Consider the following 18,478-nt stretch of genomic DNA (forward strand, 5'->3'; position numbering starts at 1 on the left):
GCCTAGCGAGCGTACGTCACCATGTCCTCGCGGACCTTGGCGACGATGCCACCCCAGTTGCCGTTGGCGTAGTGGTTGTACGCCTCGCCGTCATCGCGCAGGTCCACCGAGTGGAAGCTCCACTTCGCCTTGCCATCGCTGCACGCGGCGGTGCCGGTGTTGAGGGTGCCGCCGCAGAACCAGTCACCCGGGTTGCACTGCGAGCTGCCGGAGCTGCCGGACACGCCGCCGGTGGAGTGATACGACACCGCCTCGTCGTCCTGGCCCGGGAGGATGCCCGAGTACGCCGTGCCCTTGGCGCCCGCGAACATGTAGAACCAGAGGTTGCGCGTGGCGTTGTGGTTGTACATGGCGCGCGCGGTGGTGGTGACCAGGTCGCTCACCAGCGGGTCGCTCACCGCCCACTCGCCCACGTCCGCCAGCTCGCTGCCGCCAGCGGCGCCGGACGCCACGTCCACCCACTTGATGTTCCAGCCCACCTGCGTGGTGCCATCCGTGTTGCCGCACACGCCGCTGGCGTTGGGCACCGCGTTCTTCTTGTAGCGCGCCGAGCCGCCGTACAGCGACAGCGCGTAGCCAATCTGGAGGTTCCCCGCGCTGTGCACGGCGATGTAGCACCAGTTGGTGCCGGTGCAGAAACAGTCGAGCGCGTCACGCACGCGGTAGTTCTGACTGCCGATGCGCTGCGTGCCGTTCCAGTTCACCGCCTTCTTGTTCACCCCCGCCTCGGTGCTCGCGGGTCCCCAGTAGCTGAAGTCGGCGTAGTTGCCCCCCTGCGTGGTGTTGCCGTTCTTGCCGTGGATCCACAGGGAGTAGTTGGTCGCGGCGGCCTCCGTACCGGCCAACAGGGTGACCGCGGCAACCGCCGTTCCAAGCAGCTTCTTCATGTGAGCGCCTCCGGCTCTGGGATGGGGGGACACTCCCAGCCCGGAGGGGAACCGGGCAGGGAGGCGCACACTTTAGAGTCTCGGGGTGTAAAAGGTCGAGAACACGGAAATCTCGAAGTAGGGGAAATAACTGACGCATCGCGTCGCCCTCTCAAAAACAGGTACGCGGCGCGTCATGTCTCCGTGCGTCAGCGTCAGCTGGCGGTGCGCGTCACGAAGCGCTCCAGCCGACCCAGGGCGTCGGGAAGGTTGGCGCGGCCCAGGCCCAGCCGGAAGTGGTTGCCGGGGAAGTCGTAGACGTCGCCGGGCAGCAGCAGGACTCCCTCCTGCTCGACGAGCTCCTGGGCGAAGCGGGCCACGGGCGTGTCGCGCAGCAGGCGCGGGAAGGCCACGCTGCCGGCGCGCGGCCGCACCCAGCGGAAGGTGTCCGCGTGGCGCGCGAAGAAGGCATCCAGCAGCGCGAGGTTCGAGGCGAGGAGTCGCTGGCTGCGCGCGAGCACGGCGTCCTTCGCGCGCAGGGCGATGAGCGCGAGCACCTCGCTGGGGGCGCTGTTGCAGATGGTCGTGTAGTCCTTGAAGGCCATGCAGCGGCGCAGCAGCTCCGCGTCGCGGCAGGCGAGCCACCCCACGCGCAGCCCCGCCAGGCCGAAGGCCTTGGACATGACGCCCAGGCTGATGCCGCGCGGCGTGTGCTCGACGGCGGAGGGCAGCGTGTCGCGCGCGTCGTACTCCAGCAGCCGGTACACCTCGTCGGACAGCAGCTGGATGCCGCGCTCCTCGGCCAGCGCGCACAGCGCGTCGAACGTGGCGCGGTCCGCCAGCGCGCCGGTGGGGTTGTGCGGGAAGTTCACCACCAGCAGGCGCGTCTGGGGCCGGAGCGCGCGGCGCAGGGCGTCCAGGTCCAACGCCCAGCCGTCCTCCTCGCGCAGCGGCAGCAGCGTGACGTCGGCGCCGGTGGCGCGCGCCACCTCGTACAGGGACTGGTAGCCCGGCCAGGTGACGATGGCGTGGTCCCCCTTCCCCAGCAGCACGTTCATCAGCACGAAGACGGCCTCCTCGGCGCCGGCGAAGGTGAGCACGTCGTCCGCGGAGAGGCCGGGGTACAGGGCGGCGATTTCGGCGCGCAGGGCAGGCAGGCCGGGCGCCTCGGTGTAGCCGAGCGTCAGCCCCTCCCAGCGGGCCAGGGCGTCCGCGTCGGCGAGCGCCAGCAGGTCCTTCTGCCGCCACCCTTCGATGTCCGAGGAGCACAGGAGGTAGGGCGCCGAGAACTCCCAGCGTGCGAAGTACCGCTCCAGCTTGAAGTCGGGGATGCGCATGGCTGCCTCTCTGCCGTCTTTGGAAGCGGGCGTCCAGCCCGAGCAGGCCGTGCCGCCCGGGCGGCCGAGCAGCCGCGGCGGGCTCGTGGGGGGAGGACGGCGCCGGGCGATGCATAGCTTGAGTCGCGTCCTCCTGACTGAAGCCACTCGTGGAGCCCGCATGCCGACGCTCGACATCCCCATCAAACTGCTGGACCCGACGGGCGGTTGGGTCAACGCCCCCGTCCATGTCTCGGAGCTGGATGAGCTGCCCGTCCTCCTCCACTTCTTCTCCATGAAACAGGTGCACGGCACCGCGGACTTCGACGAGCTGAAGCGCTTCATCGCGGAGTTCGCCCCGCGCGGCCTGCGCGTCATCAGCGTGGACGTCACGCACTCCGAGAAGGAGCTGCGAGACACCAACGCGGTGGAGGCCTTCGCGCGCAAGCACGAGCTGCGTCACCCCATCGCCGTGGACGACGGCTCCATGGCCCAGGCCTACGGCGTGACGGAGACGCCGGCCTGGCTGGTGTTCGACGCGGAGTCCGGCCGGCTGCGCCACCACTTCACCGGCCGCAACGGCGCGCACCACGCGCGGCAGGTGCTGGACCGCTTCACCCGGTACGACACCTCGGCCGCGGCCCCCGCGCCCTGAGCGCACGCGAATCCACCCCGACTCACGGAGGCCCGTTCATGGCAGACCGTCGCAAGGACAAGGACGACTCCCGCTTCTCTCCTGGCACCCTGCTCGCCGCCGGCGTCGGCGCGGCCCTGGGGCTGCGCAAGGCGCTGCGCTCCCGCTTCCAGTTCGCCGGACGCACGGTGCTCATCACCGGCGGCTCGCGAGGCCTGGGCCTGGTGATGGCGCGCCAGCTCCTCAAGGAAGGCGCGCGGGTGGCCATCTGCGGCCGCGACGAGGTGACGCTGGAGCGCGCCCGCGAGGAGCTGGAGCGCGCGGGCGGCGAGGTGCTGGCCGTGCCGTGCGACGTGAGAGACCAGGTGCAGGTGGAGGCCATGGTGGCCGCCGTGCACGAGCGCTGGGGCGCGGTGGACGTGCTCATCAACAACGCGGGCGTCATCCAGGTGGGCCCGCTGGAGTCCATGACGCTGGAGGACTTCCGCGAGGCCCTGGACACGCACCTGTGGGCGCCGCTGTACACGACGCTGGCGGTGCTGCCGGAGATGAAGCGGCGCGGCGCCGGCCGCATCGTCAACATCTCCTCCGTGGGCGGCAAGGTGAGCATCCCCCACCTGGTGCCGTACGCGGCGAGCAAGTTCGCGCTGGTGGGCCTGTCGGACGGCCTGCGCGCGGAGCTGCGCCAGGACGGCATCCTCGTCACCACGGTGTGCCCGGGCCTGCTGCGCACGGGCAGCCCGCGCAACTCCCACTTCAAGGGCAACCACGAGGCGGAGTACGCGTGGTTCCTCGTGGGCGACTCGCTGCCCCTCATGTCCATGAACGCCGAGCGGGCCGCGCGGAAGATTTTGGAGGCCTGCCGGCGCGGGGACGCGGAGGCCCTGGTGGGCCTGCCCGCGAAGCTGGGCGCGGTGGGCCGGGCGCTGGCGCCCAACCTGACGGCCGCCATCGCCGCCTGGGTGAACCACGTCCTGCCCCAGGACAGCAGCCAGGACCGCTACTCGGGCAGCCAGAGCGAGACGCCGCTCACCCAGTCCTGGCTCACCGAGCTCACGCGCCGCGCCGCCGAGCGCAACAACGAGAACGAGGTGCCCATCCACTGACGGGCACCCGGGCCTACGACTCGGCCCGCTCCATGGCCCAGTGGCCGCGGTGCTCGTAGGCCAGGGCCAGCTGCTCGCGCAGGGCGGCAATCATCTTCGTGTTCCCGTCCTGCTCGTAGCCCTGGAGCGCCTGCTGGCACTTCGGGATGCGCGTGAGGAACTCCTTCAGCGCGTCCACGGACAGCTCCTTCACGTACATCCCGTACCCCAGCTTCTCCAGGTACAGGGCGTTGATGATCTGCTCGAACTGCCCCACCAGGGGCACGCTCAGCACGGGCTTGCGCAGGTACACCGCCTCGCTCATCAGCGTGTAGCCGCCGCTGGCCACCACGCCGCGCGAGGTGCGCAAGTCGTCGATGAAGCCCTTCTCGCTGAACGGCCGGTACGTGAGGTTGCCGTCCACCAGGTCCTCGGTGAGGTCGCGGCGCAGGCCGTACACGCGGCAGGGGATGCCCGCGGCCTTGAGGATGTCCGGCAGCGCGGTGTTCGTCGTCGACGTCTGGTACACGAGCAGGTGCTCGCCCGGCTCCGACTTCGCCTCCAGGATTTCCGGCCGCAGGATGGACGGCGCCAGCGTGGTGCGCCGCTTGCGCACCGGCGGGTAGAAGAACGTGGTGACGAGGTAGTGGAAGGCCCCCGGCAGCTTCGCCTTCACGATGGCGCGCGAGGTCTCGAAGCTGTCCTCGTACCCGGCCAGCAGCTCCGGCTCGTGCTGGCAGCGGTTGATGACCTGCATGTTGTCCACGCTGATGACGGGCAGCCGGTGCGTCTTCGCGAACAGGTAGCTGAACGACTCGAAGTCGCTGACCACCACGTCCGGTTTGAAGTCGTCCACCAGGTCGAAGTACTGGCGGATGTTCTGCGGCAGGCCCTTCAGCGCGCCAGAGACGTTCTGGAGCACCGTCTGCCACTTCTTCACCGAGTTGCCCTCGTACGCCAGCGTCAGGCCCCAGATGCCGTGGACGTTCTGGAAGCGCTTCTTGAGGTAGTCCTGGGCCCGTCCGGAGACGACGATGTGGACCTCGTGCTCCTTGGTGAGCTCCTCGAGCAGCACGCGCGAGCGCGTCGCATGGCCCATGCCTTCGCCGACGACACCGTAGAGGATTCGCATGGCCCGGGAGCATATGCCGCCCGCCGCCCCACCGTTGAGCCCACCCTCCCCGCACGGCTATACCCGCGCCCATGTCCCCGTCCTCCGAGCCCTCGCCCCCCAGGCGCCCTGCCGTCGGCCGCTCCGCCGCGCTGGGCCTGTCGGGCGGACTGCTCCTGGGCGGCGTCGGCCTCGTCGTCGCCGGCCTGCGGGGCCTCTTCGCCGCCGTGGACTGCGCCGGCCTCACCGGCCCCGAGTGCGACCTCATCACCCAGGCCACCCGCGAGGTCGCCCGCCTCCAGCTCGTCTCCGGCGGCGCCCTCACCGCCCTGGCCGCCTCCCTCTTCGTCCTGCTGCGCTCGAAGCCCACCGACGCTGACGAGGACGCCGGACCCAGCGCCTGAAGCCCGCTCCCTCCTCCCGGCGCTGAACAGGCGGACAGGCCCCCGCCGGGTAAGGTCATTTCTCGGCGCGCGGTAGCCGAGCTAATTAATTCTGGCCTAATCATTGGGTTTGAGGGTAGGAGACGGCCTTATGCAGCTCGAATCCCTGAAGATGTTTTGCGACGTGGTGGAGACGGGCTCGTTCTCCCGGGCTGCCCAGCTCAACCACGTCACGCAGTCGGCGGTCAGCCAGCAGATCCGCGCGCTGGAGAACCGCTATGAGCAGAAGCTCTTATCGCGCAGCGCGCGTCAGGTGACGCCGACGCCCGCGGGGGAGCGGCTGTTCCGTGGCTGCAAGGAAATCCTCGCGCGCTTCGCGGAGGTGGAGCAGGAGATTCGCGAGCAGGCGACGGAGGTCGCCGGCACCAGCACGGTGTCCACCATCTACTCGGTGGGTCTGCACGAGCTGAACGCGGTGCAGAAGCAGCTGCTCAAGGCGCACCCCAAGGTGAACATGCGGCTGAACTACCGCCGCAACGACCAGGTGTACGACGACGTCATCCTGGGCGCGGCGGAGATTGGCATCGTCGCCTACCCGCAGCCGCGCGCGGGCGTGGACATCCTCCCGTTCCGCGACGACAAGCTGGCCGTCGTCTGCGCGCCCAACCACTCCTTCGCCACCAAGGCGAAGGTGAGCCTCACCGCGCTGTCCGGCGTGCCCTTCATCGCCTTCGACCGCGAGGCCCCCACGCGCAAGGCGCTGGACCGCCTCTTCCGCGAGAAGAACATCGACATCAACCCGGTGATGGAGATGGACAACGTGGAGACCATCAAGCGGGCGGTGGAGATGGGCCTGGGCGTGGCCATCCTCCCCATGGCCACCTCGGTCAGCGAGGTGAAGGCCGGCTCGCTGGTGGCCAAGCCCTTCGCCGAGGGGCCCGTGTCGCGCCCCATCGGCCTGCTCATCCGCAAGGGCAAGTACCTGGACCGCGCGTCCGCCGCCGTCCTGGATGCGTTCAAGGCCGCCGCCAACCTGCCGGCGACCGACGACACCTGAGCCGCCGCGTCAGTAGAGCTTTCGAAGCCTCGCGGCGAAGAACCCGTCGAAGCCCTCCGGCCCCGGCAGCGTGCGCAGGTACGCCTGGGTGAGCGGGAGCTTGAGCCCCTGCAGCACGGGGGGCTCCGCCGTCCACTCGGGGTGGCTGCGCAGGAACATCTCCACCTGGTCCTGCGCCTCCTGCGCCTCCACGGTGCACACCGCGTACACCAGCAGCCCGCCGCCGGGCACCGCCTCCTGGCAGTTCTCCAGAATCCGCCGCTGCAGCGTCGCCAGCCGGGAGAGGTCCTCCTCCTTGCGGCGGTAGCGCAGCTCCGGGTGGCGGCGCAGCGTGCCCAGCCCGGAGCACGGCGCGTCCACGAGGACGGCGTGGAACTCGCCCCACGCTTCGGGGAAGGGCTCCGAGGCGTCGTGCGCGTACGCCTTCAGCCGCCCGGAGAGGCCCAGGCGCTTCGCCTCTGCCTCGATCTTGCGGAGCTTGTTGGCGTGGAGGTCCACCGCCACCACCTCCTCGTGCTCCTGCGCCAGGTGGCAGGCCTTGCCGCCCGGGGCGGCGCACGCGTCCAGCACGCGCGCCGTCTCCGGAATGGCGCCATACACGCCGACGAGCTGCGCGGCCTCGTCTTGCACCTGCCACAGCCCTTCTGAATAGCCGTACACGTCCTCCACCCGGCCCACGGGCGGCAGGATGATGCCCAATGGCGACACGGTGGTGGCCTTGGCCTCCACGCCGGCTTCCTGGAGCTGGGTGAGCAGCGCGTCGCGCGTCACCTTCGCGGTGTTGGCGCGCACCACCACCGCCGGGGACAGGTTGTTGGCCACCAGCATGGCCTCGGCGCGCTCGGGGCCGAACTGGCGAATCCACCGCTCCACCAGCCACTTCGGGTGGCTCTCGCGGACGGACAGGTGCTCCAGGGTGTTGGACGCCGGAGGCAGCGGCGGCCCGGGCAGCTCCGCCAGCTTGCGGAGGATGGCGTTGGTGAAGCCGGTGGCGCGGGAGAGCCCCACCTCCTTCAGCGCCTGCACCGTCTCCGCCACGGCGGCGCGCGCGGGGATGCGGGTGTGGAAGATTTGATAGGCGCCCACGCGCAGCGCGGCGAGCACCTTGTCCTCCAGCGCGTCCAGCTTGCGGTCGGCGAAGCGGGTGATGGCGTAGTCCAGCGCGAGCTGGCGGCGCGTGGTGCCGTAGGCCAGCTCGGTGACGAGCCCGGCGTCGCGCGGGTCCTTCGGCGGTGACTCGGACAGCAGCGTGTCCAGCACCACGTTGAGGTACGCGTCCGTGGCGCGGACGCGCGCGAGCACCTGGATGGCGAGTGCGCGGGCGTTCATCACTCGTCGAGCCGGGTCAGCATGTCCACGAGCTGCTCATCCGAGAGCTTCGTCGCGGGCAGGGTGGAGAGGGTGAGGTTCTGGAGGGTCTCCTCCAGCAAGTCCCGGTGGCCGCTCTCGGCGGGAGCGCCGCGCTGCACCGCCTGCCACTGCGTGCGGGCCCAGGAGGCCAGCTCGGCCGGGGTGAGCTTCCCCGCCAGCCGGTCGGAGATCTTCCGCCGCACCACCGCCCGCGTCAGCAGGTCCGCCGTCGGAGCCGGCGTCTTCGCGCCGCGCCCCAGCGTCTTGCCCGGACGGGCGGCCTCGGAGGCCTCCTCCTTCGCCGAGGTCGTCTTGCGGCCCAGCGTCTTCGTGGGCACCAGCGCCTCGGCGGCGCGGGCCAGGGCCCTGGCGGGCTCGATGTCCTTGTCCCGGGCCTTCCCGCCGGACTTCACCAGCGCGAGCGGAGCTATCTTCGAGGGGGCGGGCGCCTCCTCCTTCTCCCGGTCCTTCTTCCGGCCAAGCGTCTTCGGCGACTCCGGCTTGCCGGGCGTGAAGACGCCGCTGGCGAACGTGTCCAGCGCCTGGAGGTAGGGCTCGAAGCCCGACTGGGTGCCGTGCACCTGGAGGACGCAGGCCTCGCCCACGATGGACTCGCGGGCGGGCGGCTTGAGGAGGACCTCGATGGCGGGCAGGCCCACCGCCTCCAGCGCCTCCTTCAGCGGGTACGAGGCGAACAGGCCCGCGGGGTTGATGAGGATGCCGTCCACCGCCTCGCGCTCCGCGGCGAGCGTGTCCAGCAGCACGCCTTCATGGTTGGACTGGGAGATTTTGAGTTCCAGTCCCAGCTCCTCCGCCCGCTCCTTCAGCGCGGCGTCCAGGTCCGACAGCCGGCCCCCGGACGTGCCCTCGCGTACGCCGAGCAGGTTCAGGTTCGGCCCGTGCAGCACCAGCAATTTCATGCCCATCCCCGGTTCCACCCTCGAAGTTGCAACAACGTCTATCCCGCCTGCCCCACGCTGAAGGGCTGACTGCCGGCCGCCAGCTTGTGGCCCGACAGGAAGTCCCCCGCGCTCATCACCCGCTTGCCCTCCGGCTGGAGCTCCAGCAGCACGAGCGAGCCCTCGCCACACGCCACCTCGACGCCGTCGGCGTTCGCCGCCAGCACCGTGCCCGGCGTGCCCGTGCTCCCGCCCACCCGCGCGCGGTGCACCTTGAGCAGCTTGCCGCCCATCGTGGTGAAGGCGCCCGGCCACGGGGTGAAGGCGCGCATCCGCCGCTCCAGCACCACCGCCGGCTTCGTGAAGTCCAGCCGGCCCTCGTCCTTCTCGATGATGGGGGCCAGCACCACGCCCTCGCCAGGCTGCGGCACGGGCTTCAGCTCGCCGCTGAGGTACTTCGGCAGGGACTCGCGCAGCACCTCGCCGCCCAGCGCGGCCAGCTTCACGTGCAGCGACGCGCTCGTCTCGTCCGGCGTGATCGGCAGCCGCTTCATCGCCAGCACGGGGCCGGTGTCCAGGCCCTCGTCCATCACCATCAGCGACACGCCCGTCTCCGCGTCCCCGTGGGCGATGGACCACTGAATCGGCGCGGCGCCCCGGAAGCGCGGCAGCAGCGAGGCGTGGACGTTGACGCAGCCCTTCACGGGCAGCTCCAGGATGTCCTTCGGGAGGATGCGGCCATACGCCGTCACCACGCAGACGTCCGGGGCGTACTTGCGCAGCTCCTCGGAGAACGGCGGCGTCTTCAGCTTCACGGGCTGGAGGACGGGCACGCCCCGGGACAGGGCCAGCTCCTTCACCGGCGGCGCGGCCAGCGCGTTGCCACGGCCCTTGGGCTTGTCCGGCTGGGTGACGACGGCCACCACGTCGCCCAGCTCGAAGCAGGCGGCGAGCGAGGACACGGCGAACTCCGGCGTGCCCATGAAGATGATGCGGGGTCGACTCATAGGGGGTGCGCTTCTCCTGCGAGGGCCGGCTCAGGCCACGGACTTGAAGTTGCCGCCAGTCGGATTGTCCACCGCCTGACGCTTGCGGTGATGGAGGGCGGACAGGGTGTCCAGCGCCTCACGGGCCTCCGGGGTGGTGGCCACGCCCTTGAGGGCGGCCAGGGCGCTCTCCAGGGCATGCGCCTCCTCCGCCTCGCGCTGGCGGATGCGGTCGAAGGCCTCGCTGAAGCGCTCGAAGAACCGCTTCAACTCGTCGCCCTTGCGAAGGGGCCGCAGCCGGGGGTACCGCCCCGCCGCCAGGGCCGCCACGTAGAGGCCCATGACGTGGACGGGGCCGGCCACCCGGTGGGTGAAGAGCAGGCCGAACAGCCCCAGCGCCACCGCCATGCCCAGCGTCCCCAGGCCCGTCAGCCACAGCAGCGTCTCCGCGCCGTCCATGCCCGAGGCCACCGAGGACACATGGACCCGGTGCGCCAGCAGCCCGAACACGAGGATGCTCCCCGCGCCGATGCCCCCGAGCAGCAGGATGTATTTGAGCTGGAACTCCCGGTCCAGGATGTACGTCCGGCGGCCATAGCCGGGGCGCGTCACCTTCTGAATGTCGTCGGACATGTCGTTGACCAGCGTACCCCAGGAGACCCGCCCGGTTTGCTTCCTTCGTCACAAGAGGTTTACTCGGAAGACAAGACAACCCCGCAGACGCAAAGGAGACCGCATGTTCCGCTCCCTCGCCGCGTTGTGTGTCGCTCTGACCTTCCTGTTCCTCACCGGCTGTTCGGACGACCCCGGGTCTCCGGCGTACTGGGAGTCGAACATCCAGCGCTCGAGGCGCCCGGAGGACCGCATCCGCATGGTGGAGGCGCTGCGGGCATCCGGGAAGCTGAACGAGTCCTTCCTGCCCATGCTGCACGAGAAGCTCGCCGCCGAGCGCAAGCCGGAGGTCCGTGCGGCGCTGGCGCGGGCGCTGGGGGACGTGAAGCACGTCTCGTCGGTGGAGCCGCTGAAGGCGGCGCTGGACCCGGCGGCGTCGGACATGTCCGCGCAGCTGGCCAACAAGGCGATGGTGACGACGCTGGGCGCCATCGGCGACCCACGGGCGGTACCGGCGCTGGTGCCGCTGCTGCGCACGAAGGACAACTACACGCGCATCGAGGCCGTCCAGGTGCTGGGGGCGATGAAGGCCAAGGAGGCGGTGGACGCGCTCATCACCCTGGCCACGGACGAGACGGTGGAGCCGTTCCTCAACAAGAAGGCCATCGAGGCGCTGGGCAACATCGGCGACCCGCGCGCGGCGCCCGCGCTCGTGCGGATGCTGACCAAGGAGCGCAAGGGCAAGTCCTTCTACGTGGAGAGCTCCTTCGCGCTGTTCCAGCTGGGACAGCCCGCGGCGGACGCGCTGCTGCCGGCGCTGGAGGGCAAGGACCCGGAGCTCCTGAAGTGGGCGCAGTCCAACGGCGTCAACCCGGCCAGCTACTCGATGAAGGCGGCCACGGTGCTGGGTGACCTGCGCGAGAAGCGCGCGGTGGCGGGGCTGCTGAAGCAGCTGTCCTTCACGCACTCGGACCCGCAGATTCAGGCGCTGGTGCGGATGCAGGCCGCGGACGCGCTGGCGCGCATGCGCGCGCAGGAGGCCGTCAAGCCGCTGGCGGGCCTCGTCACGGAGACGGACCCCACGGTGCGCGACGCCTACGTGCGCGCCCTGACGCGGCTGGGCAGCCGGGACGCGCTGCCGGCGCTGGAGAAGGCGGCGGGCACCGGCGACTTCGACTCGCGGGAAATCGCGGTGCGGGGCCTGGCGATGCTGGGTGATGCGCGCGAGCTGCCCGTGCTGCAGAAGCTCATCGCGGGGGAGCCGGCGCGCACCGCGGCCGACTGCAAGAAGACGGGCGAGGAGGGCTGCGACGACGCGGCGGCGCTGGGCAAGAAGCGGGCGGACGCGCTGGCGAAGCACACGAAGCTGCTGGAGGCGGCGCAGGCGTGCACGGGCAACGCGGCCTGCTGGGCGCAGCGGCTGGAGAAGGCGGACCCGCTCACGCTGGAGCGCGCGGCCCTGGAGCTGGGCCGCTCGCGCTCGGCGGAGCACGTGGGCGCGCTGGCGGCGAAGCTGAACGTGCGTGACACCGAGTCGCGCCTGGCCGTCATCCTCGCCACCGGCTGGCTGCTGGAGGACTCGCAGGATGCGGCGAAGAAGATTCGCGAGGCATCACTGCCCGCGCTGCGCAAACAGCTCCAGGAGGAGCAGGGCATGACGCAGTTCGCCGCCGTCAACGAGGACCTGCGCCGGCTGGTGACGCGCATCGACCGTACCTGAGCACCGCTCACGCCAGCAGCCCGGGCGGCAGCCGCTCCGCCGCGTGGTGCAGCACGGAGAGCTGGCGGACCAGCCGCTCCACCTGGGTGCGGGACAGCACGTCCGCTCCCGGCGAGGCACCTTCCGCGAGCGGCGCCCCAGGTGGCAGTGGAGCCGGGACGCGGCGCTGCTCCACGGCCGTGGCCAGCTCGTCCAGCACGCGACCCGCGTAGCGCGTCACGGGTGACAGGTCCGGCACGTCCTCCATGCGCCGGCTGGCGGCCAGCGCCGTCACCGCCGTGCCGAAGCGGCGCGCGTAGGTGAGCAGCGCCATCACCGGCTCCAGTTGCCGCGCGGGGCCGCGCCACTCGGCGAGCAGTCGCTGAAAGGACGCCTCTGCGGAGAGCAGCTCCAGGCCCAGCCGGCGCCGGGCCTCGCGCACGGCGGGCTCGGCGTCGGAGCGCGCGGTGGCCACCTGGCGCAGGTAGTCGCGGTCCGCCCGGAGCGCGCTGGCCACCTGCTCCGGGAAGCGCAGGTGCTCCGGGCTGGGCCACAGCAGCCGGGCGCTGGCGAGCGCCAGCACTCCGCCCAGCAGCGTGTTGAGGATGCGCACCCCGGCCAGGTCCCAGTCACCGGACTGGAGCTCCGCCAGCAGCACCAGCGCGGGGGTGAGCAGAACCTGGAAGGCGGACAGGCTGAGCGGCTGCACGCTGATGGCGATGGCGAACAGCACCACGATGGCCAGCAGGATGATGCCGGGGTCCTTCACCAGCGCGACGAGCCCCGCGGCCAGGGCCGCGCCCAGCAGCGTCCCGGCGGCGCGCTGCAGGCCGCGCTGGAAGGTGAGCCCCGAGTAGGGCTGCAGGACGACGATGACGGTGATGATGACCCAGTAGCCATGGTTCAGCCCGAGCCCCCGGATGAGCGCGGTGGCGAGCGCGGCGGCGATGCCCAGCCGCAGCGCGTGGCGGAAGATGACCGAGCCGGTGCCCAGGTTGTCCCGCAGCGGCCCCAGCCAGGAGCGCTTGGGGGCCGCGCCCACGCCAGGCCCCGGTACCACGGGCAGGTCCGCCGGCATGGGCCCGCCCTCCTCCAGCCGCGCGGCGACGTCGAGCAGCGCCCGCGAGTACTCGCGCAGCCGCCGCAGCAGGCCCCCGGCATGGGCATAGGCGGCCCGGGCCTGCATGGGGACTTCTCCCTCCGCGTCCAGCGCCGAGAGGGCCCGGTGGACGCGCTCCACGTCCCATGACGACGACTCGCGCGCGTCCCACTCCTTCTCCAGCGCGCGGGCGATGCGCCTTCCGTCCGACGCCAGGTCCCCCAGGGCGCGCTGCACCTCGGCGCGGAGAGCGTGGTAGCGCGGCTCGCGAGGCGCCAGCTCCAGCGTCTCCGTGAGCGCCGTCAGCGCGGGGAGCAGCGCGTCCGCGCCTTCGAGCAGCACGAGCATGTGCTCGCCCCGGCCACTCTCCCCCGCCCTGCCCCGGCGCGTGGAGGCCAGCGCGGCGCGCGCCGCCTCGAGCTGCTGGCGCACGCGCCCCTGCGAGCCGGGGCCATTCTCATGAGGTACCTGCGCGTCCGGCCCGGACAGCGGCCACCGGCTGACGGCGTCCGCGCGGGCCGCCACCTCTCGGTAGCAGCGGGCGATGGCAAGGCGCACGGGCCGGTAGGGCCGCAGCGGCCACAGGAGCAGCGCGAGCAACATGGCCCACGCGCCGCCGACGAGGAAGAGGCCTCCGCGCACCAGGGCCTCCGACAGGTCCTTCGCGGGCAGCGCGAGCGACACCACGCCGTAGTTGGCGAGCACCACGCCCATCAATCCGGGCGTGTCCCCGTAGCTGCGCAGGAAGCCACAGGCCGCCACCCAGCAGAGCGTGACGACGACGGCGGCCCACGAAGGCAGGTGGAGGAAGGCGGAGCCGAGACTCACCCACGCGCCGAGCACCGTGAGGGTGCCCATTGTGAGCGCGCGCTCGCGGTAGGGGCCGCCCCGGTCCACCAGGGCGACGAAGAGGCCTGCCATGCCCATCCACGTCGCGGCGGGCAGGTGCAGCACGGCGGCGGCCACCATCGGCACCCCGACGGCGAGCGCGGCGCGCAGGCCGGCGCCCAGCGCGGGGCGGCCGGGCTCCACGTGGAGGAAGGACACGAGGTGTCGCCGCAGGGAGCTCATCGGACGCGGGGACTCCCTCCAGCTCAGGACTGTCCGGTGTGCTGCTCGTGGGTCCACTCGAGCATCCCGGGTCCGGCGGCGGCGAGGAAGCAGTCGGAGAACCAGGCCGCAGCCATCCGCGCGGCCGCGGCGAGCGGGTCGTCCTCGGGGAAGCCCCGGCTGGCGCCCTCGACGATCTGGACGGCCTTGCGCGTCTCCAGCGCGTCATTCACACGGCGGTGCAGCGCGATGCGGTCCGCGTCGTTGCCGGGGGCGAGCAGCAGCGTGGGCGCGCGGACGTGGTGCAGCAGCTCCCCGGCCAGGTCGGGCCGGCCGCCCAGCGTCACCACGGCCTGGACGCCGTGAGGCTGGTGCGCGGCGGCCACGAGCGCCGCTGCGGCGCCCAGGCCCGCGCCCAGGTAGCCCACGGGCAGCAGCGACAGGGTGTCGTCGCGCTGGAGCCAGTCACGCGCGACCTCCAGCCGGTGGGCGACGAGTTCCACGTTGGCGCCCTCGCGCAGCGTCCACTCCTGGGCCAGCTCCTCTTCGGCCGTGCGCAGGCCGAGCAGCAGCGTGGCCAGCTTGGCCTCATGGAGCACCCGCGTGACGTGGTGGCTCCGGCGGCCGTCCTGGCCCGCGCCGTCCGTGGCGAGCACCACGAGGCCCGCGGACCGCTCAGGCACCGAGAGCCGCCCTTCCAGCAACCGCCCGGCGACGCCCACCTCCACGTCACGCTCGTGTACGCGCATCGAGACACTCCTCCTGGAGCGGGCACGGCGCGTGCCCGGACACCCTGCTGCCAAAGTGGTGTTCCTCCGCGCTTCCGGCTGGAGCGTCTCCCCGGAGGCAAGACGAGCCGGCAGCCGGGTGCCGTGATGGGCCCCCGCCCTGCCCACCGAAAAGGATGCTACTTCGGGAATGACCGGTTTCGTGGGTTGCGGACCGGCAGCCTGAAGGCCACGAACTCGAGAAGCTGCCGCGCTGGAGTGAGACCGCCTATTCCGCGGCACGTGCGCCCGTTATCAAGACCATTAGTACGTGGTCGACTAGCCTGACCAGCCGCTCCTGCGGGACCGGTTCACCAGCCGGTCCGGCGTAATGGGCCAGGAGCGCAACTACCGTGTCACCCACGACGTCGAGTTCAACCTCCGACATAGGCACGTGTCCCGCATCAGCCGCTCGCCTGGCAAGCTTGTCGAGTTCTGCCCGAACGAACGTGCCGAAACGCTCGGCCAGGGTTCGATAAAGGTCCGGGTGCATCCGCGCCATCTCCATCGTCGCGATGACGATCTCGGGGCGGTCGTCGCAGTTGCCGGCTTGCTCCATCAACGCCAGGAGATCGTCTCGCAGCGATGTGCCTGGATAGCGAGGCGGATCCATCGGATTCAGTGTGGCAACGGCATCGGCCACAAGGTCCGCTTTGGTCGTCCAACGCCGATAAAGCGTCGCCTTCGATACCCCTGCGCGCGCCGCCACATCGGTCATCGTCAGCCCGTGGTACCCGTTCTCACCGAGCAGCTCGAGCGTGGCTCCGATGATGAGGTCGTCGCGGCTTTTGTCTTGGGCGCGCCCCCGTTCTGCCGGCGGCAGACGACGCTTATGTCGTTCAGCCTGATCGTTCATGGCAACCCTATAGCTCCAAGCATCCGAAACGCGACCGTACCGAAACAGTTGCGTTTCGTATTGGCCAGCCTCATGATGGGGGGAGAACGACCCCGGTGCCAGGCGCCCGTGCACTCCACGAGAGGCTTTCCATGTCGAACCCCGTCAGCCGCCCCATCCTCGTGACGGGTGCCACCGGCAAACAAGGTGGTGCTGTCGTCCGTGCGCTGCTGCAAGCCGGGCGCTCCGTGCGCGCGCTGACGCGCGATCCGGGCTCGGCTGCAGGGCAGGCGCTCGCAGCCCAGGGCGTGGACGTCGTGAATGGCGACTTTCATGATCCCGCCAGCCTCGATGCGGCACTGGTAGGGGTGGACGGCGTTTTCTCGATGCAGATGGGATCGCATCCTGATGACCCAGAGACCGAGATCCGAACCGGCAAGGCATTGGTCGAGGCTGCTCACCGCGCGGACGTACGCGTAATCGTCCACACCTCTGTCGCTCGTGCGGGTGATCATGAGAACTTCATCGGTTGGGATGAGGGGCGCTGGGAGCCGCTGTATTGGAAGAACAAGGCGGCAGTGAACGCGATGGTCAAGGCGCAAGGTTTCCGCCACTGGGTGATCCTGAAGCCCGCCTTGATCATGGAGAACCTGCTGCCACCGATGGTGCACTTCATGTACCCCTCGCTTGTCGACCGCGGCCAGCTCGACACTGCGACTGAGCTGGATACCCGCCTCGACTGGATCGCGGCGCAGGACATCGGCGCGTTCGCAGCCGCCGCCTTCGCCGACCCGGAGCGTTTCCACGGTCACGAGATTGACCTCGCCGCAGAGTCCGTCACTTTGGTCGAGATCGCAGCCAAGTTGACAGAGGCCACCAGAAAGCCGGTTTCGGCCGTTACCTCGTCAGAGGATGAGATGCTCGCTCGAGGCGAACATGCGCTGAGCGTCAGAAGCCAGGTATGGAACAACGTCGAGGGCTATAAGGTGGACCTCGATGCCGTTCGTAGCTGGGGCGTGCCGCTGACCACGCTTGACCAATTCATCAAGCAGCACCGCGATAAGTTCGTCATCGGCTGAGCTTGGGTACCTCTTCCGCGCATGTCCGCGGATGTCCGCTTATGGCCGAAAGCGGACACGGTTCCGCAGCGTCGAGCGGCCCACCAGAGGGGGCTGGCTAGCGGTTGGCCTATCGATGTCCGCGCTGCGACTGCGGCGGTGTAGCTCACTTGGCGCTGCCCACGCGGGCGCCGCCGCTGGCTCCAGCGCAGGGCCCGCCGGGCTGAAGACAGGAAGGAGCCCGCGGGTGGAGGCGCGCGGGTTGCCAGGGCCGGGCGGGGCGTGAGGGCTGCCCGCGTCCTGACTTCGTCCCTAGACAAGCCGGAGTCTGCGCCATGCGCGTGGTGTCTGTCCCTTCTCTTCCTGCAGCTCCCGTCCCCTCAGCTGCGACCCACAGCCATGTCAGGGGAGCCGTAAAAAGGAAATCGCGAAATGGAGGTGAGGGAGTCGGGCGAAAGGACGCGTTCCTGGGCCCGAGGGCGAATCAACGCTCTCTCGAACGCTGGAGTCCCGCCATGGCCGTCTCATTGCGTCCCTTCGCCCTGTCCCTCGCCACCGCGTTGTCCCTCGCGGGAAGCCCTCCCGCCTGGGCCACTTCGACGTCCGCGGCTTCCGCCATCAGCGCTCCCTCGGAGATGCGCGAGATTGCCCGAGTCACCGGCGAAGAGCCGGGCAACTACGTCGCATGGGTGGAGACTCCCGAGGGCGAGGTGGACGTCGCCGTGGCGGCGACCTTCCCGAACCGGCCGCTCGTGGCGGCGGAGCTCATCCGGAAGCGGACCCCGGCCGAGGTCTTCCTCGCCGTGGCCCCGCCGCGCACCGCGCTGCCCGCCGCCCTCGCGCGGCGCTCACCGGAGGCGCTCCTCGTGAACGAGCGGGTGCTGCGCGCGGAGCTCCGGCAGGAGAATGAGGAGGCCCTGGCGCGGCTGAGCTTCGACCCGGGCGCGGCGACCTCTTCGCTCGCCGCCGGCTGTACGGACTCGTTCCGGGACTGGGCCGGCGCTGTCTTCGGGGACGCCAGCTGCGGACAGGCGGGCCTCGCCGTCATCGACTCGGTCAACCGGTCCGACACCTACTGCAGCTCCGGCTGCGACTTCACGCTCGGAGCCCCTCCGGGCGAGGCTTGCCAGAGCCCGTCGCTCAAGTCGTGCAACATCGTGAGGGGAACGGCGGAGGTCATCCGGCTGCGCACGACGACGCAGGGCAGCCCGTCACTCAACCACAAGGGACACTGGGCGCACTTCGGCGTGGCCGTCTGCTCCGGCAACGGCCCCGTCACCTTCAATCGCCAGCGTGGCAACAATGTGACCTCGGTCCAGGTGCCCGTCGGAGGCATGCTCCACTACCCCCAGGGCACCTCGATTGTCCCCGGGCTCGCCCAGACCTTCGTCGCGTATGGGGCCTGGAAGACGGGCAAGCCGCCGAGCGGCACGAGCTACCAGGACAACATCCTCACCGTCGCGAACAACAGCGGCACCGATGACCGCATCATCGCCTGCGGCGACATCTACACCCGCTACGACATGACGGACATCTCGTCCCCGACCTGCAACGGCCTCGGCGTGTCGCTCTGCACGGGCGGCGCGGGCAGTACCTGCGACAGCAACTGCTTCAACTGCTCCGGCGGCACCTGCAACTGAGCTCGGGCTCACCGTCCCACGGGGGCGGGCC

Annotated in this window: 17 protein-coding genes; 7 read left to right on the forward strand and 10 right to left on the reverse strand. The window is 70.6% G+C overall.

Annotation, left to right across the window (positions count from 1 at the left end):
* Positions 1–2 precede the first annotated feature (2 nt).
* Both LXT23_RS16450 and LXT23_RS16455 read right to left on the reverse strand, forming a co-directional pair.
* Positions 3–887 carry a hypothetical protein gene (locus LXT23_RS16450; protein ID WP_253981102.1) on the reverse strand — a complete coding sequence of 295 codons (885 nt, stop codon included), beginning with the start codon at positions 885–887 and terminating at the stop codon, positions 3–5.
* Positions 888–1,081: 194 nt separating this feature from the next.
* Positions 1,082–2,203 (reverse strand): aminotransferase class I/II-fold pyridoxal phosphate-dependent enzyme, encoded by a 1,122-nt coding sequence (locus tag LXT23_RS16455; protein ID WP_253981103.1) that lies wholly within the window; start codon positions 2,201–2,203, stop codon positions 1,082–1,084.
* A gap of 160 nt (positions 2,204–2,363) precedes the next feature.
* Here LXT23_RS16455 and LXT23_RS16460 point away from each other — a divergent pair, with 160 nt between their 5' ends.
* On the forward strand, positions 2,364–2,837 hold the full coding sequence (locus LXT23_RS16460) for a peroxiredoxin family protein (RefSeq protein WP_253981104.1): 474 nt from the start codon (positions 2,364–2,366) through the stop codon (positions 2,835–2,837).
* A gap of 38 nt (positions 2,838–2,875) precedes the next feature.
* Positions 2,876–3,922, forward strand: coding sequence for an SDR family NAD(P)-dependent oxidoreductase (locus LXT23_RS16465; RefSeq protein WP_253981105.1), 1,047 nt, complete (start codon positions 2,876–2,878; stop codon positions 3,920–3,922).
* Positions 3,923–3,935: 13 nt separating this feature from the next.
* On the opposite strand, the gene LXT23_RS16470 is transcribed toward LXT23_RS16465, so the two are convergent.
* The gene (locus tag LXT23_RS16470) at positions 3,936–5,033 is read right to left on the reverse strand and encodes an MJ1255/VC2487 family glycosyltransferase (RefSeq protein ID WP_253981106.1); all 1,098 of its coding nucleotides are present in this window, start codon (positions 5,031–5,033) and stop codon (positions 3,936–3,938) included.
* A 71-nt stretch (positions 5,034–5,104) separates the two neighbouring features.
* Here LXT23_RS16470 and LXT23_RS16475 point away from each other — a divergent pair, with 71 nt between their 5' ends.
* On the forward strand, positions 5,105–5,416 hold the full coding sequence (locus LXT23_RS16475) for a hypothetical protein (RefSeq protein ID WP_253981107.1): 312 nt from the start codon (positions 5,105–5,107) through the stop codon (positions 5,414–5,416).
* Between the two features lie 130 nt (positions 5,417–5,546).
* Positions 5,547–6,452, forward strand: coding sequence for a LysR family transcriptional regulator (locus LXT23_RS16480; protein ID WP_253981108.1), 906 nt, complete (start codon positions 5,547–5,549; stop codon positions 6,450–6,452).
* Positions 6,453–6,461: 9 nt separating this feature from the next.
* Here LXT23_RS16480 and rsmB read toward each other — a convergent pair whose 3' ends face one another.
* From rsmB to LXT23_RS16500, 4 genes are read right to left on the reverse strand one after another with little or no spacing between them, the layout of a single operon-like run.
* Positions 6,462–7,781 carry a 16S rRNA (cytosine(967)-C(5))-methyltransferase RsmB gene (rsmB, locus tag LXT23_RS16485; RefSeq protein ID WP_253981109.1) on the reverse strand — a complete coding sequence of 440 codons (1,320 nt, stop codon included), beginning with the start codon at positions 7,779–7,781 and terminating at the stop codon, positions 6,462–6,464.
* Positions 7,781–8,728: a type II 3-dehydroquinate dehydratase gene (locus tag LXT23_RS16490; protein ID WP_253981110.1), complete on the reverse strand. Its 948-nt coding sequence runs from the start codon at positions 8,726–8,728 to the stop codon at positions 7,781–7,783. Before LXT23_RS16490 ends, rsmB begins: the two co-directional genes overlap by 1 nt.
* Before the next feature lie 32 nt (positions 8,729–8,760).
* Positions 8,761–9,708 (reverse strand): methionyl-tRNA formyltransferase, encoded by a 948-nt coding sequence (fmt, locus tag LXT23_RS16495; RefSeq protein WP_253981111.1) that lies wholly within the window; start codon positions 9,706–9,708, stop codon positions 8,761–8,763.
* Between the two features lie 30 nt (positions 9,709–9,738).
* Entirely contained in the window at positions 9,739–10,320 is a 582-nt protein-coding gene (locus tag LXT23_RS16500; RefSeq protein WP_253981112.1) for a signal protein, read from the reverse strand.
* 103 nt (positions 10,321–10,423) lie between these two features.
* Between LXT23_RS16500 and LXT23_RS16505 the strand changes: the two genes are divergently transcribed.
* Positions 10,424–12,019: a HEAT repeat domain-containing protein gene (locus tag LXT23_RS16505; RefSeq protein WP_253981113.1), complete on the forward strand. Its 1,596-nt coding sequence runs from the start codon at positions 10,424–10,426 to the stop codon at positions 12,017–12,019.
* 7 nt (positions 12,020–12,026) lie between these two features.
* On the opposite strand, the gene LXT23_RS16510 is transcribed toward LXT23_RS16505, so the two are convergent.
* From LXT23_RS16510 to LXT23_RS16520, 3 genes are all read right to left on the reverse strand, one after another.
* On the reverse strand, positions 12,027–14,168 hold the full coding sequence (locus tag LXT23_RS16510) for an FUSC family protein (RefSeq protein ID WP_253981114.1): 2,142 nt from the start codon (positions 14,166–14,168) through the stop codon (positions 12,027–12,029).
* 23 nt (positions 14,169–14,191) lie between these two features.
* A complete protein-coding gene (locus tag LXT23_RS16515; RefSeq protein ID WP_253981115.1) occupies positions 14,192–14,896 on the reverse strand; it encodes an alpha/beta hydrolase in 705 nt (234 codons plus the stop codon).
* A 247-nt stretch (positions 14,897–15,143) separates the two neighbouring features.
* Positions 15,144–15,770, reverse strand: coding sequence for a TetR/AcrR family transcriptional regulator (locus tag LXT23_RS16520; RefSeq protein ID WP_253981116.1), 627 nt, complete (start codon positions 15,768–15,770; stop codon positions 15,144–15,146).
* Positions 15,771–15,901: 131 nt separating this feature from the next.
* Here LXT23_RS16520 and LXT23_RS16525 point away from each other — a divergent pair, with 131 nt between their 5' ends.
* Both LXT23_RS16525 and LXT23_RS16530 read left to right on the forward strand, forming a co-directional pair.
* On the forward strand, positions 15,902–16,828 hold the full coding sequence (locus LXT23_RS16525; protein WP_253981117.1) for an NmrA/HSCARG family protein: 927 nt from the start codon (positions 15,902–15,904) through the stop codon (positions 16,826–16,828).
* Between the two features lie 494 nt (positions 16,829–17,322).
* Complete coding sequence (locus LXT23_RS16530; protein ID WP_253981118.1) at positions 17,323–18,447, forward strand: hypothetical protein; 1,125 nt, start codon at positions 17,323–17,325, stop codon at positions 18,445–18,447.
* The last annotated feature ends 31 nt before the right edge of the window (positions 18,448–18,478 follow it).

The organism is Pyxidicoccus xibeiensis, assembly GCF_024198175.1.
Classification (GTDB): Bacteria; Myxococcota; Myxococcia; order Myxococcales; family Myxococcaceae; genus Myxococcus; species Myxococcus xibeiensis.